Origin of the sequence: Candidatus Accumulibacter sp. ACC005, assembly GCF_907163215.1 — a bacterium.
Taxonomy (GTDB): Bacteria; Pseudomonadota; Gammaproteobacteria; order Burkholderiales; family Rhodocyclaceae; genus Accumulibacter; species Accumulibacter regalis.
Window position 1 is genome coordinate 66,379 of record NZ_CAJQUB010000012.1, and the last position, 15,320, is coordinate 81,698.

The following is a 15,320-nucleotide window of genomic DNA, read 5'->3' on the forward strand; positions in this document are numbered from 1 at the left end:
CGTTTATCTACGAGCGACCAGGGCGGCCGTTACGCTGTAACAGCGTGGGTTCCGTGTCTCACCCCGTCGCACACAAGCGCATTCAAAATGATGGGGTAAATGATGGTTTTTCAAATAGCATAAACAACAAAGCCCTGATTTAACAGGGCTTCGGTGCTGTTACTGGCGGAGACGAAGGGATTCGAACCCTTGATGCAGGTTTATGCCCGCATGCTCCCTTAGCAGGGGAGTGCCTTCGACCTCTCGGCCACGTCTCCTAGGAGGGCGTGATGATATCGGTTTCGTCACGGCCGGTCAAACTCAACTTCGACTTCGCCGGTTTCTCCAGGCCGAAGGCTTTGTGCAGGACACGAACGGCCAGCTCCAGATACTTTTCCTCGATGACCACCGAGATCTTGATCTCCGAAGTCGAGATCATTTGCAGGTTGATCCCTTCCTTGGCCAGCGCGCCGAACATCTTGCTGGCGACGCCTGGATGGGAGCGCATTCCGACGCCGACGGCAGAGACTTTGCAGGTGCTGGTGTCGCCGCTGAGGTCGCGGGCGCCGATCTTCTGCCGCACGGTCTCCAGGATCGCGAGGGCCTTGTTGTAATCGCTGCGGTTGACGGTGAACGAGAAGTCGGTGGTGTCGTCTCGGCCAATGTTCTGGATGATCATGTCGACGTCGATGTTCGCGTCGGCGATCGGTCCCAGGATCTGGTAGGCGATGCCTGGGCGGTCGGGAACGCCGAGCATGGTGAGTTTGGCTTCGTCTCGATTGAAGGCGATCCCGGATATGACAGGTTGTTCCATGGTGCTTTTTTCCTCAACAGTGATCAGCGTGCCCTCGCCTTCGTCCTCGAAGCTCGAAAGCACACGCAGTTTGACTTTGTACTTGCCGGCGAACTCGACCGAGCGGATCTGGAGCACCTTGGAGCCGAGGCTGGCCATCTCCAGCATTTCTTCGAAAGTGATGGTATCCAGTTTGCGTGCTTCCGGCTCGACGCGCGGGTCGGTGGTGTAGACGCCGTCTACGTCCGTGTAGATCTGACACTCGTCGGCTTTCAGTGCGGCGGCCAGCGCGACCGCCGAGGTGTCCGAACCGCCGCGGCCCAAGGTGGTGATGTTGCCGTGTTCATCGGCACCCTGGAAGCCGGCGACGACGACCACGTTGCCTTCGGACAGGGCCTTGCGAATTCGCGTTTCGTCGATCTTGAGGATGCGCGCCTTGGTGAACGAGCTATCGGTCAGCACGGTGACCTGCGAGCCGGTGAAACTCTTGGCCTTGAGGCCCTGCGCGTGCATGGCCATGGCCAGCAGCGCGATGGTCACCTGTTCTCCGGTCGAGGCAATGACGTCGAGTTCGCGCGGGTCTGGCGAGGGCGAGATCTCGTTGGCCAGGGCGATCAGGCGGTTGGTCTCGCCGGCCATCGCCGACGGAACGACGATGACGTCGTGCCCTTGAGCCTGCCAGCGCGCGACGCGTTTGGCGACGTTTTTGATACGGTCCGTCGAGGCCACCGACGTACCACCGAACTTCTGAACTATCAGCGCCATCGCAAATCCAATTTGAGGTCCACAAAAAATCGGTATTCTAAAGCATTGCTTGACACGGCGGCAAAGGGCGTCGGTCTTAAAGAACCGATCAGCATTAGTCAAATGTTCTAATCAAATGCCACTTGCAATTCTGTTTGATTCGCCTATAGTGTGCCGTGTGTTACCAGGGTCATAGGGTGTCGATCTGTGGCAGGAGGCAGGGTTTCCTGCTGGTTCGCGTGGAGTAATTGTACGAAAGGATAGCTATGAGCACCGTCAAAGTCGTCGAGAGGGTCGATCCCCGCGAAATTCGCCGTAAACTTGGCCTCAATCAACAGCAGTTCTGGTCAAGAATCGGCGTGACACAAAGCGGTGGTTCGCGCTACGAAAGTGGCCGCAACATGCCCAAGCCGGTCCGTGAGTTGCTGCGCTTGGTGCATGTCGAGCAAATCGATATTCAGCGCCTCAAGCGCGAGGACTACGAGGTCATCGAGTATCTGAAGGCGGAAGACCCGGAACAGTTCAAATCCCTCAAGAAAGCTGCCCGCGGCAAGGGCAAGAAGCCCGTCTAAGCCTTGCTTAACCATCGTGGCTGGCGCCGCCGGTAGTGGCGTCGCTTGTTCTGGCTGCCGATGGGCCGAGGTTTCCGCAGCCACGTTCACCGCAACATTTCTCCAAGCTCTCGCGTGTTTGTCGTGTGACGGCCCCGCCGTCGCGGGCTTTCGTGGTCGGGCGGGCAGCGCTGCTTGTGCCGCCGCGAGCGTCAGTCACCGCCTTGCACGGGATCAGGGGAGCTGCAGCATTTCCTTGGCGTGCTGGCGGGTGATTGGCGTGATTTCTATGCCCCCCAGCATGCGGGCGATTTCTTCGACGCGTGCTTCGGCGTCTAGCGTGGCGACACGGCTGCGTAGCTGACCGGCCTCGGAAACCTTGCTCACTTGCCACTGCCAGTTGGCGCGTGCGGCGACCTGCGGCAGATGCGTTACGCAAAGGACCTGTCGTTCGGCGCCCAGTTCGCGCAATAAACGGCCCACGACCTCGGCCACCCCACCGCCGATGCCCACGTCAACCTCGTCAAAGATCAGTGTCGGCACGCTTGCCGCCTGGCTGGTGACCACCTGGATGGCCAGGCTGATCCGCGATAGCTCGCCGCCAGAGGCAACCTTGGCCAGGGAGCGCGATTCATTCCCAGCGAGACCGGCAATGCGAAATTCGATTTGTTCATGCCCGCCTGCGCTGCCCCCTTCGACCGGCAGTAGCGCTACGTCGAAGCTGCCGCCACCAAGCGCCAGTTGCTGCATGACCTGGCTGACTTCGCGGCCAAGCGCAGCGGCGGCGCCAGCGCGACCGGCGGTCAGCCGGCGGGCAAGTTCGCCATAGCGTTGCTTCGCGGCTTCGACGCGTTCGGCTAGTCCGGCGAGATCGGCGGCGTCGTCAAGCACGGCCAATCTCTCCTGCCAGCGCGCGAGCAAGGCCGGCAGGTCATCCGGAGTGCAGCGAAACTTGCGCGCACAGTCCAGGACCGCTTCGATGCGGCTTTCGACTTCCGTCAGGCGTTGTGGATCAAGTTCGACGCGGTTGGTGTAGCGGCGAAGTGCGGAGATCGCTTCGCCAAGTTCCGCCTGCGCCGAGTGCAGCAGGACGGCGATTTCTTCGAGTGCAGAGTCGTATTCGGACAGGTCGTCGAGCCGGTTGGCGACACTGGCGACCTGTGCCTCACACGCCGCATCGCCTTCGGCGAGGACCTGCAGCGAAAAGTGGGCACCCTCGACCAGGCTTGCGGCGTGCGCCAAGCGCTGGTGTTCGTCGTTCAACGCCCGCCATTCCTCGCTGGAGAAGCCGAGAGCGCTCACTTCGCCAAGTTGCCAGCCCAGTTGCTCGCGCTCGGTGGCCAGTGCTTCTATGTCGTCGGCCGCAGCGTCGAGCCGGTTGCGGGCATCGCGCCATTGCCGCCAGGCGTCTGCGACTTCGGCCGGCAGGGGGGCTAGGCGCGCGTGCGAATCGAGCAGCGCGCGCTGTGCGTCGCCGCGCAGAAGCGATTGGTGGGCATGCTGACCGTGAATGTCGACCAGCGCTTCGGCAACTTCACGGAGTTGAACGACGGTGACCGGCGAGCCGTTCAGATAGGCGCGCGATCGGCCGTTGGCGTCGAGCAATCGGCGCAGCAGCAGACCGTCCTGCGTGTCGAGATCGTGCTCCCGCAACCATTCTGCGGCCGCCAGGGAATCGTCCAGCTCAAACTCGGCAGCAATTTCGGCGCGCTCGGCTCCGGCGCGTATCAGGCTGGCGTCGGCACGCTCGCCGAGCGCAAAAGCCAGCGCGTCGACAAGAATCGACTTGCCGGCGCCGGTTTCGCCGGTGAGCGTGCCGAAACCGCCCTGAAATTCGAGTTCAAGGCGATCGACGAGGACAAAGTCGCGGATCGTCAGCCGGCGCAGCATGATGGGGTCGTCGCAGGAATCGCCTAGTGCTCCTTCGGTCGCTCGCTCCAGTGCAGCTTCTGACGGAGCATGGCGAAGTAGCTGTGGCCGGGGGGGTGGAGCAGGCAGATCGAGTATTCGGAGCGACGGAGGCGTACGCAGTCGCCGTTCTTGAGGTCGACCGTCACCTGGCCGTCGAAGTGGGCGCGTGAATCGATGCCATGGACGATGCGGATTTCGATCTCGTTGCGATCACCAACCAGGATCGGTCGGTTGGTCAGGGAATGAGGGCAAAGCGGGACCAGCGCGATCGCCGAAACCTGAGGATGCAGGATCGGGCCGTTGGCCGATAGCGCGTACGCCGTCGAGCCGGTGGACGTGGCAACGATCAGGCCGTCCGAGCGCAGGTGATAAATGAATTCGCCGTCGACGAAGAGTTCGAATTCGATCATGCGCCCGATGGCGCCCTTGTCAACGACCACGTCGTTGAGCGCCAGATGGGCAGCAACGAGGCGCTCGTCGCGCGTGACCTCGGCTTCGAGGAGCATGCGCGTTTCGGGAACGAACTGGCCGTCGAGCAGGCTGTCCATGGAAGCCAGCATGTCACTGCGTGAGATGTCGGTCATGAAACCCAGGCGCCCCTGGTTTACTCCGACCAGGGGCACACGATAACGGGCCAGTTGACGTGCTGCGTTGAGCATCGTGCCGTCGCCGCCGAGGACGATCGCCATGTCGGCATGCGCTCCCAACCAGGAAAAGCTGCCGCTGGCCCAGCTGCGCAGGTCAAGTTGCGAGACGAGGTTACGGGCGGTTTCCTCCTCGATCAGGACGGTGATGCCGCGTTCGTGCAGGTATCTGGCCAGCATGCGCAGCGATTCGGCGATTTCCTGGCTGTGGTACTTGCCGATCAAGGCAATGGTCTTCGGCAGATTTGCGCAATCGGTCGATTCGTGAGGAAAGGCATTGTTCATGGCGCCAATTAGACCACAATTCAGCTTGCCTCCGCGGCGCCCCGCGAGGGGGGGAATTTTTGTAGAATCCGACCCATGCTAGACGAACGCGCCAGACGGCTGCTCAAGACGCTCATCGAACGCTACATCGCGGACGGACTGCCTGTCGGGTCGCGTGCGCTGTCAAGGTTCTCGGGCCTGGACTTATCGGCGGCGACCGTGCGCAACGTGATGGCCGACCTTGAAGACAACGGTTTGATCGCCAGTCCGCACACTTCGGCCGGGCGCGTGCCGACGTCGCGTGGCTACCGTTTCTTTGTCGATAGCCTGCTCACCGTCGAGCCGCTCGAAAAAGCGAAAATCGACGCCATCGAGGGGCAGTTGCTGCTTTCCCAGCCGCGCCAGTTGATTAGCAATGCGTCGCTCCTGCTCTCCGGCTTGAGCCGTTTTGCGGGCATCGTCATGACGCCGAGGCGTCGGGTGCCGAAGATTCGCCAGATCGAGTTCGTCAGCCTGTCGGAGAAGCGCATCCTGCTGATCCTGGTGACGTCCGACGGTGACGTGCAGAATCGTCTGCTCTTCCCGGGGCGGTCGTACACCCCTTCGGAACTGGTCACCGCCACCAACTACCTGAACCAGCATTTCATCGGCGGTGATTTCGAGCACATTCGTTCGCGCGTCCAGGAGGAGGTGCAGAGGCTGCGCGGTGACCTGCAATCGCTGATGGCCGCCGCGCTGGCCGCTGGCGACGAGGCGATGAAGGGTTCTGACGAGCGCTACATCATTTCCGGCGAGCGCAACTTGCTCGAAGTCGAGGAGTTCTCGTCGAACATGAAACGGCTGCGTGAGCTGTTCGACCTCTTCGAACAGCGCACGTCGCTGATGCAGTTGCTCGATCTGTCGCATCGCGCCGACGGCGTGCAGATCTTCATTGGCGGCGAATCGGGCCTGGCACCCCTTGATGAATGCAGTGTGGTTACCGCGCCCTACGAGGTCGACGGCCAAGTCGTCGGTTCGGTGGGCGTCATCGGTCCCACCCGCATGGCCTACGAGCGCGTCATCCCGATCGTCGACATCACCGCCAAACTCCTCTCTTCAGCACTCTCTTACCAGGCCAACTCCTGATGCCTCGTTATCTTCCCGAGCCGGCCTACCGTCATGGCTCGCCGGAAAAAACCGCCGTTCTGTTGATCAATCTCGGGACGCCCGAAGAACCGACGGCGTCGGCGGTGCGACGCTACCTCAAGGAGTTCCTCTCCGATCCGCGCGTCGTCGAGATTCCACGCCCCGTCTGGTGGCTGATCCTGAACGGCATCATCCTCAGGCTGCGCCCGCGACGCTCGGCCGAAAAGTACGCGTCGATCTGGACCGCCGAAGGCTCGCCGCTGAAAGTGCATGTCGAGCGCCAGGCGAAGCTGTTGCGTGGATTCCTTGGCCAGGCCGGGCATCAGGTGGTCGTCGATTACGCGATGCGTTATGGCGAGCCGTCGATGGCCGCGACGCTTTCTCGACTCAAGGCGGCGGGCTGTACGCGGATTCTGTTGCTGCCGCTCTATCCGCAGTACGCGGCAAGTACCACGGCCACCGCCATCGATGCCGCCTGCAGCTGGCTGCAAAGCGTTCGCAACCAGCCGGAAATACGCTCGCTGAGGAGTTTTGCCGACCATCCGGGTTACATCGCAGCACTGGCTGCCAGTGTGCGCGAGCATTGGGCGAGCAGTGGGCCGCCGGGTGACTCGTATCGGCTGATCATGAGCTTTCATGGGTTGCCGCGCTACACCCTGGACAAAGGCGATCCCTACCACTGCGAGTGCCAGAAGAGTGGCCGCTTGCTGGCCGAAGCGCTTGGCCTGACGGCCGAGCGCTATCAGATCTGCTTTCAGTCGCGTTTCGGTCGCGCCGAGTGGCTGCAGCCGTATACCGCGCCGACGCTGAGGGCGCTCGGCAAGCAGGGCGTGCAGCGGGTCGATGTGATCTGTCCGGGGTTTCCTGCCGATTGCCTGGAGACGCTCGAAGAGATCGCTATCGAAGGTCGCGCCGAATTCCTCCATGGGGGCGGCAAGGAATTCCACTACCTGCCGTGCCTCAACGAGCGCGACGACTGGATTCGAGCCCTCGCCGATATCGCGGAAACGCAGCTGCGCGGCTGGCCGACACAGCTCGCACCCGACCAGGCGGGACTCGAGCTCAGCGCATTGCGCGCCAAGGCATTGGGAGCGCCATCCTGAGGGCTGCTGCGCCAGTGCGCCTGCCCTCTAGAGCAGTTCCAGCGGCGGGGTCAGCCCGAGCGAGGACGCCGAAAAGCTGCCCTGGACGGCTGTCTGCCCCAGTTTGGCGAGCACTTTGTTGGCGTCGCGCAAGCGAGCGAGCACTCTGGTCAGGAGAACCTTGTTGAAGCGTTCGCGCAGTTCGTCGGAAGCCAGTTCGAGGGCTGCGCTGTTGACTTCCAGGAACAGCGTTCTTTCCAGGGTCACTACCGTGGCGTGGCGCAGGGTGTCGGTGGGGTGCAGGAAAGTCATTTCGCCGATCACGTCGCTCGAACCAAGCCGGCAGATGACACGGCCATTGGTCGATACTTCGACGAAGCCGTCGATGATCACCCCAAACTTGCGGTGCGTGTCGCCTTCACGGATCAGGGTCACTTTTTCGGTTATCTCTTGCCATCTGCTGATACGCAGCACTTCCCACAATTCGATATCCTCGAAGTCAACGAAGAAGTCGAGCTTGCGCAGCGTTTGGAAGTGCGTCAAATCCTGTTGCGTCTGGTCTTCGTCGAGCATTTGGTAGCGCACCGCCGAGAGGTCCTTGGCGAAGGCGGCGCCATTTCGGTAGCGGCTGTAGAGGTCTTTCTCGAGCGACTTCTTGATGATCGCATCTAGCCCGGCAGGCAGGTTGGGGTTCAGCGCGCAGACCGACGGTGAATCCATGTTGACGATCTTGTAGACCAGCGTCGCGGGATTGTTGGCGCGAAACGGCAAGCGTCCGGTGAGCAGCTGGAAGAGCAGGACCCCGAGCGAATAGAGGTCGGTCTTGTGATTGAGCGGGTAGTTCTTGACCTGTTCGGGAGACATGTAGGCCGGCGAGCCAACGCCCATCACGAAGGTCGAGTCCTGGCCCATGTCCTTTTGCAGGTTCAGCCCCAGGCCGAAGTCGGTGATGCGTGGATTGTCGTCGGCATCGAGCAGGATATTGGCCGGCTTGATGTCGCGATGGACGACGCCCTGGCGGAAAGCGTGATCAAGCGCCAGGCAACACTTGAAGATAATGCCGATCACCCGGTGCATGGGCAGCAGGCGGTTGATCGAGCAGAAGCGGTCGAGCGCGCCGCCGTCGACGAATTCCATGACCAGGTAGGCCTGATCCTTCTCGACGACGGCGTCGTATACCTTGACGATGTTCGGGTGATCGAGTCGCCGGCCGATCGCGTCCTCGGTCTGGAAGATCTTGCGCAAGCGCCTTGACATCGCTGCGCTGTCCTTGCCGAAGCGGATCAGCTTGATCGCTACCTGCCGGTTCAGGTCCGGATCCTCGGCCAGGTAGACGACCGCCGTCGCGCCCTTGCCAAGCGTGCGAATGATCTGATATTTGCCGATTTTCTCCGTCATGCCGGTACCAAGTCCTGTTCGGGACTAGAGAGAATTGAAATGCTAGTAGCGAAGCGAGGCGCCGAATGAGCAATTATGCGCGAATTGCGTCGCTCTTCCACCTCCGGGAGTCCACAAAAAAGCCTTGAAATCGAAAAACTCGCCCCAACCTGCCTGCAGTTTTCTGGGAGATCATCATCTATGCAAGCTAACGACATACCGCCTGACAATGGCAACGATGCGCCTGTGGCATCGGAGCCCGTTGAAGTGATTGCCGAAAGCGCGCCTGCTGAAGAGGGCGTGCCGAATCTCGAAGATGCCTTGCGCGAAGCCGAGCTGAAAGCTGCCGAGTATCACGATGCCTGGTTGCGCGCCAAAGCGGAAACCGAAAACGTGCGTCGGCGCGCTCAGGAAGACATTGCCAAGGCTGCCAAGTTCGCGATCGAGCGCTTCGCTCGGGAGCTGCTGGCGGTCAAGGACAGCCTGGAAATTGCGCTGGCCACCGATGCGCAGAGCGTCGAAAGTTTGCGCGCGGGTAGCGAAGTCACGCTCAAGCAACTGGTCGCCGCTTTCGAGAAATCGGCGCTGAAAGAAGTCAACCCGCTCGGCGAGAAGTTCGATCCCAACCTGCACCAGGCGATCAGCGTCGTCGCATCGACACAGGAGCCGAACACGGTGGTCACTGTGTTGCAGAAGGGCTACCTGCTGGCTGACCGCGTCTTGCGCCCGGCGATGGTCGTCGTCGCCAAGGCCGAGGCTTGAAATTCCTGCGATGAGCCCCAGTTGGTGCTTGTCACCAGACATTCGGCCAGTGGGCCGATGTCGTCACAATTTACCGAAATACTGAAAGGATCCTTACATGGGCAAGATCATCGGCATTGATCTGGGCACAACCAACTCCTGCGTCGCCGTTATGGAAAACGGCAAGCCGAAGGTTATCGAGAACTCCGAGGGCGCACGCACGACGCCGTCGATCGTTGCTTACACCGAGGATGATGAAATTCTCTGTGGTGCGCCGGCCAAGCGGCAGGCGGTCACCAATCCGAAAAACACGCTGTACGCGATCAAGCGGCTGATCGGCCGGCGTTTCGAGGAAAAGGAAGTGCAGAAGGATATCGCCCTGATGCCTTTCAAGATTCTCAAGGCGGACAACGCGGACGCCTGGGTCGAGGTGCGCGGCAAGAAGATCGCCCCGCCGCAGGTTTCCGCCGAAGTGTTGCGCAAGATGAAGCGGACCGCTGAGGACTACCTGGGCGAAGAGGTCACCGAAGCGGTGATCACCGTGCCGGCGTACTTCAACGACAGCCAGCGTCAGGCGACGAAGGACGCCGGTCGCATCGCCGGTCTGGAAGTCAAGCGGATCATCAACGAACCGACTGCAGCGGCGCTGGCTTTCGGTATGGACAAGAAGCAGGGCGACAAGAAGATCGCCGTCTATGACCTCGGCGGCGGCACTTTCGACATCTCGATCATCGAAATCGCGCAGGTTGAAGGCGAGCATCAGTTCGAGGTTCTGTCCACCAACGGCGACACTTTTCTCGGCGGCGAAGACTTCGACCAGCGTCTAATCGACTACATCATCGACGAGTTCAAGAAAGAGTCGGGGGTCAACCTGAAGTCCGACGTGCTTGCCCTGCAGCGTCTCAAGGATGCTGCCGAGAAAGCCAAGATCGAGCTTTCGTCGGGCCAGCAGACCGAGATCAACCTGCCGTACATCACCGCCGACAGCTCCGGGCCCAAACACCTGACGCTGAAGATCACCCGTGCCAAGTTCGAAGCCCTGGTGGACGAACTCGTCGACCGGACCATCGAGCCTTGCCGTATCGCACTCAAGGATGCCGGCTGCAAGATGAGCGACATCGACGACGTGATTCTCGTCGGTGGCCAGTCGCGCATGCCCAAGGTGCAGGAGAAAGTGAAGGCCTTCTTCGGCAAGGAACCGCGCCGCGACGTCAATCCGGACGAAGCCGTTGCCGTTGGTGCGGCGATCCAGGGTGGCGTGCTGCAGGGCGAGGTCAAGGATGTCCTGTTGCTCGACGTGACGCCGCTGTCGCTCGGTATCGAGACGCTTGGCGGGGTGATGACCAAGCTGATCAAGAAGAACACCACCATCCCGACCAAGGCGAACCAGGTTTTCTCGACGGCCGATGACGGCCAGTCGGCGGTCACCATTCATGTCCTGCAGGGTGAGCGTGAAATGGCCAGTGGCAACAAGAGCCTCGGGCAGTTCAATCTCTCCGACATCCCGCCGGCGCCGCGTGGCATGCCACAGATTGAAGTGACTTTCGACATCGACGCCAACGGCATTCTGCATGTCTCGGCCAAGGACAAGGCGACCGGCAAGGAGAACAAGATCAAGATCCAGGCCTCTTCCGGCCTCAGCGAGGAGGAAGTGCAGCGCATGGTGCAGGATGCCGAAGTGCACGCCGAGGAGGATCGCAAGGCGCACGAACTGGCGGAAGCGCGCAATCAGTGCGATGGCATGGTCCATTCGGTCAAGAAATCTCTTGCCGAATACGGCAAGGAGCTTGCCGATGGGGAGAAGGCGGTCATTGAAGCCGCGATGAAGGAGGCCGAGGAGTCGATCCGCGGCGACGACGTCGAGAGCATCAAGGCGAAAACCGAGGCCCTCGGCACGGCGGCGCAAAAGCTTGGCGAGAAAATGTACGCCAAGCAGCAGGCCGAGGCGGGTGGGGGCGGCGAGCATCACGCGCCCGGAGCCGAGTCCGCAGGGACGGCGAAAAAGGACGACAGCGACGTCGTCGATGCCGAGTTTACCGAAGTCAAAGACAAGAAGTAGGCATCCTGCTGCAGGGCGGGGCGTATAATCGCGCCTCGCTCCGTCCCACAACGTGCTTGAGAAACGATGGCTAAACGCGACTTTTACGACATTCTGGGCGTCAATCGCGACGCATCCGATGAAGATCTCAAGAAAGCCTACCGCAAGCTGGCGATGAAACACCATCCGGACCGCAACCCGGATAACCCCAAGGCAGAAGAGCAGTTCAAGGAAGTCAAGGAAGCCTACGAAATTCTCGCGGACTCCCAGCAGCGTGCGGCTTACGACCAATACGGCCACGCCGGGGTCGACCCCCAGTCCGGCATGGGCGGTGGAGGTCCGGGCGGCTTCTCCGACGCTTTTGGCGGTATTTTCGACGAGATCTTCGGCGGTGCTCGTGGCGGGCGCTCGAACGTCTATCGTGGCGCAGACCTGCGCTACAACCTCGAGATCACCCTCGAGCAGGCGGCCTTCGGCACTGAAACGAAGATCCGCATTCCGACCATGGAAGTCTGCGATGCCTGCCACGGCAGCGGTGCCAAGGCTGGCACGCAACCGAAAACCTGCCCGACCTGTCAGGGGAGTGGCCAGGTTCGCCTGCAGCAGGGCTTTTTTTCGATTCAGCAAACCTGCCCGAAATGCCATGGGACCGGTCGCTTCGTCGCCGACCCATGCGCTCCCTGCCACGGCGCGGGTCGGGTCAAGCAACACAAGACGCTGGCGGTGAAGATCCCCGCCGGGGTTGACGAGGGCGATCGGATTCGGCTCTCCGGCGAAGGCGAGCACGGCGTCAATGGCGGCCCGGCGGGAGATCTCTACGTCCAGATTCATCTCAAGGCGCACGCCGTCTTCCAGCGCGAGCAGAGCGACCTGCACTGCGAGATGCCGATCAGCTTTACGACGGCGGCGCTCGGTGGAGAGATCGATATCCCGACTCTCGACGGTGCGGCCAAAATCAGGATCCCTGCGGAAACGCAGTCTGGCAAGGTCTTCCGCCTGCGTGGAAAAGGCATCAAGAGCGTGCGCAGCCACGCGCACGGAGACCTGCTGTGTCACGTCGTCGTCGAAACGCCGGTCCATCTGACTGAACGTCAGAAGGAGCTGCTGCGCGAACTCGAGGAGTCGAGTCAGGAAAACTCGGGGCGTCACAATCCGCGCGCCAAATCCTGGATGGATCGGGTGCGCGATTTCTTTGCGGCGACCTGAGGGTTCGGCGGGTGGGCGGGCCGGCACAGCCCTGTCCGTTTGGCCGCCCGCGTCCGCTGGCCAACTGCCACGCTTGTTGATTCGTAAGCTTCAAACCCGTTTCTTCTCAAGCCTGTAAGCCGCCTGTCAGCTTTTCTTGCCATCCTTCCCCGTCTGGTCGAAACGGTCCGCAGACGACCGCGACCCCTATTCGGGAGGAGGACAAGCGCATGAGCATGAGGTTGGCAAAGGCGCTGCTGTGCGTTTTTTTGAGCGGCTTTGGCTGCTGCGTCACCGCGGGCGAGACGGGCGTTACCGCAAACGGTGTCCTGATCGGCATGACGGCGCCGTTTTCTGGTCCCAACGGCGTTTACGGCCTGGATATGAAGAGAGTCATCCAGACCTACTTCCGCCAGATCAATGAAGCCGGCGGCATTCACGGCAGGATGCTTTCCTTGCGCGTTCTTGACGACGGCTACGAGACCGAACGCGCGGTGGCCAATACCAAGGCCTTGATCAACACTGAAAAGGTTTTTGCCCTGCTCGCTTCATACGGATCGAGCCCGACGACGGCCGCCATGAACGAGGCTTTTGGCGTCGCCAGGGTGCCGTTGGTGGGCGCGATTTCCGGTGCCGATTCGCTCCGCCAGTCGCCCAAGGACAGTTCGAACAACCGCTACATGTTCAACGTCCGGGCCAGCTACGCGAACGAAACCGAAGCCCTGGTCAAGCATCTGGTCTCGCTGGGCATGAAGAACATTGCCGTAGTGTACCAGAACGACGGTTTCGGCAAATCGGGCCTCGATGGCGTCGTTGGCGCGCTCAAGCAGCATCGGCTGGCGCCGTCTGCGGTGGCCTCGGTTGAGCGCAACTCGGTCGACGTCGCGCAGGCGGTAGAGCAGATCGCCGGGGTCAATCCGCAGGCGGTGATCATGGTGACGCTCTACAAGCCGACGGCGGCCTTTGTCCGCGGCATGAAGAAGGCCGATCAGATGCCGCAGTTCATGACCCTTTCTCCCGTTGGCGCCGAATTGCTGGTTCAGGAGCTCGGTGAGCAGGCGCGCGGTATCGGCATCTCGCAGGTCATGCCGTCGCCGTGGAACGACACAACGCCGCTGGCGCACGAATACCGGAAGCTGATCGGGCCGCAGGGAAAGCCTTCGTACTATGGGCTCGAGGCCTATGCGATGGCCAGAGTGCTGGTCGAAGCGCTCCGCAAAGCCGGCAGGGAGCCGACCCGTGAAGGGCTGGTCAATGCGCTGGAGAGCATGCACAACCTCGATCTGGGGGGGTATCGGGTCAGCTATTCAGCGCAGGAACGGAGTGGTTCGCGCTTCGTCGACCTGACCGTTATCGGGCCCGACGGCCGCATCATGCATTAGGGCTTCCGCGCTTTCAGTGCTGCTCGCTGCCGGCTGGCGTTGGTCAGGCAGCGCTTACGAGCGTCGCCAGGTGGTTCCGGCGCTGCTGTCCTCGAGGACAACGCCAGCCGCCAGCAGATCGGCGCGGATGCGATCCGCCGCCGCGTAGTCCTTGTTCTTCTTGGCAGCAACGCGCTCGGCGATGCGCGCTTCAATGTCCGCGACACTGTCCGCGGTCTCGTTGCTCGGCGCCGCTTGCAGGAAGATCTGCGGATCGCGCGTCAGCAGGCCGAGCAGACCTGCCAGTCCGCGCAATTGCCCGGCGACAGCCGGCGACTTCCTGCGGTTTAGTTCGGCCGCCAGGTCGAAGAGTACCGCGCACGCTTCGGGGGTGTTGAAGTCGTCGTCCATCGCCTGCCTGAAACGCTGCGCGTGCGGCTCGTCCCAATCGACTGGCGAGGCACCGGCGTCCGCGGCGCCCACGCTCTTCAGCGCCGTATATAGTCTGGTCAGCGCCTGACGGGCATCGTCGAGATGGCTGTCCGAGTAGTTGAGCGGGCTGCGGTAATGCGCGCGCAGGATGAAGAAGCGGACAACTTCGGCGTCGTAGTTCTTGAGGATTTCCCGGATCGTGAAGAAGTTGCCGAGCGATTTCGACATCTTTTCGTCGGCGACACGAACGAAGCCGTTATGCATCCAGTAGTTCACAAAGCGGCAGAGGTGGGCGCCCTCGGATTGCGCGATCTCGTTCTCGTGGTGGGGAAACTGCAGATCCTGGCCGCCGCCGTGAATGTCGAAGTGCTTGCCGAGCAGATCCGAACTCATCGCCGAGCACTCGATATGCCATCCGGGGCGGCCATTGCCCCACGGCGAAGGCCAGAAAGGCTCGTTGTCACGAGCGTGCTTCCAGAGCACGAAGTCGAGCGGATCCTCCTTGGCGGTGTCGACCTCGACACGTTCGCCTGCCCGCAGGTCGTCGATAGACTTGCCCGAAAGCTTGCCGTAGCCAGCGAACTTGCGCACCGAAAAGTTTACGTCGCCATCCGCGGCCTGGTAAGCGAGGCCGTTCTTTTCCAGTTGTCCGATCAGGTCGAGCATCTGCGGCACGTAGGCGGTGGCGCGAGGTTCGTGGTCGGGCGGCTCGACGCCGAGGGCCGCGGCATCCTCGTCCATGAAGGCGATGAAACGCGCCGTCAGCTCGGCGATGCTCTGCTTGCTCTCGACTGCCCGCTTGATGATTTTGTCATCGATGTCGGTGATGTTGCGAACGTAGGTCACCTGCAACCCACTCGCCCGCAGCCAGCGTTGGACCATGTCGAAAACCACCAGAACGCGCGCGTGGCCAAGGTGGCAGTAGTCGTATACTGTCATGCCGCAGACGTACATGCGGGCGCTGCCCGGGATGATCGGCACAAAGTCCTGTTTTTCGCGCGTCAGCGAATTGTAGATTTTCAGCATTTTCGGACTCACGAGAGTGCTCGGCGCCGGCCAGCGCGAGTAGGGAGTGCTTTGGTTTCGACGTACT

At 61.5% G+C, this 15,320-nt stretch carries 12 protein-coding genes and 1 tRNA gene; 7 read left to right on the top strand and 6 right to left on the bottom strand.

The window, feature by feature from the left end; all coding sequences use genetic code 11:
* Positions 1-163: 163 nt before the first annotated feature.
* Both QZ613_RS14120 and QZ613_RS14125 read right to left on the bottom strand, forming a co-directional pair.
* Positions 164-257: transfer RNA gene (locus QZ613_RS14120), tRNA-Ser, on the bottom strand.
* Positions 257-1,537, bottom strand: coding sequence for an aspartate kinase (locus QZ613_RS14125; RefSeq protein WP_043565567.1), 1,281 nt, complete (start codon positions 1,535-1,537; stop codon positions 257-259). Before QZ613_RS14125 ends, QZ613_RS14120 begins: the two co-directional genes overlap by 1 nt.
* Positions 1,538-1,782: 245 nt before the next feature.
* Here QZ613_RS14125 and QZ613_RS14130 point away from each other — a divergent pair, with 245 nt between their 5' ends.
* On the top strand, positions 1,783-2,088 hold the full coding sequence (locus tag QZ613_RS14130) for a helix-turn-helix domain-containing protein (protein ID WP_043565565.1): 306 nt from the start codon (positions 1,783-1,785) through the stop codon (positions 2,086-2,088).
* A 213-nt stretch (positions 2,089-2,301) separates the two neighbouring features.
* Here QZ613_RS14130 and recN read toward each other — a convergent pair whose 3' ends face one another.
* Complete coding sequence (recN, locus tag QZ613_RS14135; protein WP_043565564.1) at positions 2,302-3,957, bottom strand: DNA repair protein RecN; 1,656 nt, start codon at positions 3,955-3,957, stop codon at positions 2,302-2,304.
* 23 nt (positions 3,958-3,980) lie between these two features.
* On the bottom strand, positions 3,981-4,907 hold the full coding sequence (locus QZ613_RS14140; protein WP_043565562.1) for an NAD kinase: 927 nt from the start codon (positions 4,905-4,907) through the stop codon (positions 3,981-3,983).
* 75 nt (positions 4,908-4,982) lie between these two features.
* Between QZ613_RS14140 and hrcA the strand changes: the two genes are divergently transcribed.
* Together hrcA and hemH are read left to right on the top strand one after the other, a co-directional pair.
* Entirely contained in the window at positions 4,983-6,011 is a 1,029-nt protein-coding gene (gene hrcA, locus QZ613_RS14145; RefSeq protein WP_291901903.1) for a heat-inducible transcriptional repressor HrcA, read from the top strand.
* A complete protein-coding gene (hemH, locus tag QZ613_RS14150) occupies positions 6,011-7,114 on the top strand; it encodes a ferrochelatase (RefSeq protein WP_043565560.1) in 1,104 nt (367 codons plus the stop codon). Before hrcA ends, hemH begins: the two co-directional genes overlap by 1 nt.
* Before the next feature lie 27 nt (positions 7,115-7,141).
* Here hemH and QZ613_RS14155 read toward each other — a convergent pair whose 3' ends face one another.
* The gene (locus QZ613_RS14155; RefSeq protein WP_043565559.1) at positions 7,142-8,491 is read right to left on the bottom strand and encodes a serine/threonine-protein kinase; all 1,350 of its coding nucleotides are present in this window, start codon (positions 8,489-8,491) and stop codon (positions 7,142-7,144) included.
* A gap of 246 nt (positions 8,492-8,737) precedes the next feature.
* Here QZ613_RS14155 and grpE point away from each other — a divergent pair, with 246 nt between their 5' ends.
* The 4 genes from grpE (at position 8,738) to QZ613_RS14175 (ending at position 13,816) form a co-directional block, all read left to right on the top strand.
* Positions 8,738-9,232: a nucleotide exchange factor GrpE gene (gene grpE / locus QZ613_RS14160; RefSeq protein ID WP_291865535.1), complete on the top strand. Its 495-nt coding sequence runs from the start codon at positions 8,738-8,740 to the stop codon at positions 9,230-9,232.
* A gap of 97 nt (positions 9,233-9,329) precedes the next feature.
* A complete protein-coding gene (dnaK, locus tag QZ613_RS14165; RefSeq protein WP_043565557.1) occupies positions 9,330-11,270 on the top strand; it encodes a molecular chaperone DnaK in 1,941 nt (646 codons plus the stop codon).
* Positions 11,271-11,336: 66 nt separating this feature from the next.
* The gene (gene dnaJ / locus QZ613_RS14170; RefSeq protein WP_043565556.1) at positions 11,337-12,455 is read left to right on the top strand and encodes a molecular chaperone DnaJ; all 1,119 of its coding nucleotides are present in this window, start codon (positions 11,337-11,339) and stop codon (positions 12,453-12,455) included.
* A gap of 209 nt (positions 12,456-12,664) precedes the next feature.
* Positions 12,665-13,816 carry an ABC transporter substrate-binding protein gene (locus tag QZ613_RS14175; protein ID WP_291982903.1) on the top strand — a complete coding sequence of 384 codons (1,152 nt, stop codon included), beginning with the start codon at positions 12,665-12,667 and terminating at the stop codon, positions 13,814-13,816.
* 54 nt (positions 13,817-13,870) lie between these two features.
* Here QZ613_RS14175 and cysS read toward each other — a convergent pair whose 3' ends face one another.
* Positions 13,871-15,253, bottom strand: a complete 1,383-nt coding sequence (gene cysS, locus QZ613_RS14180; protein WP_043565555.1) for a cysteine--tRNA ligase — start codon at positions 15,251-15,253, stop codon at positions 13,871-13,873.
* Positions 15,254-15,320: the final 67 nt, after the last annotated feature.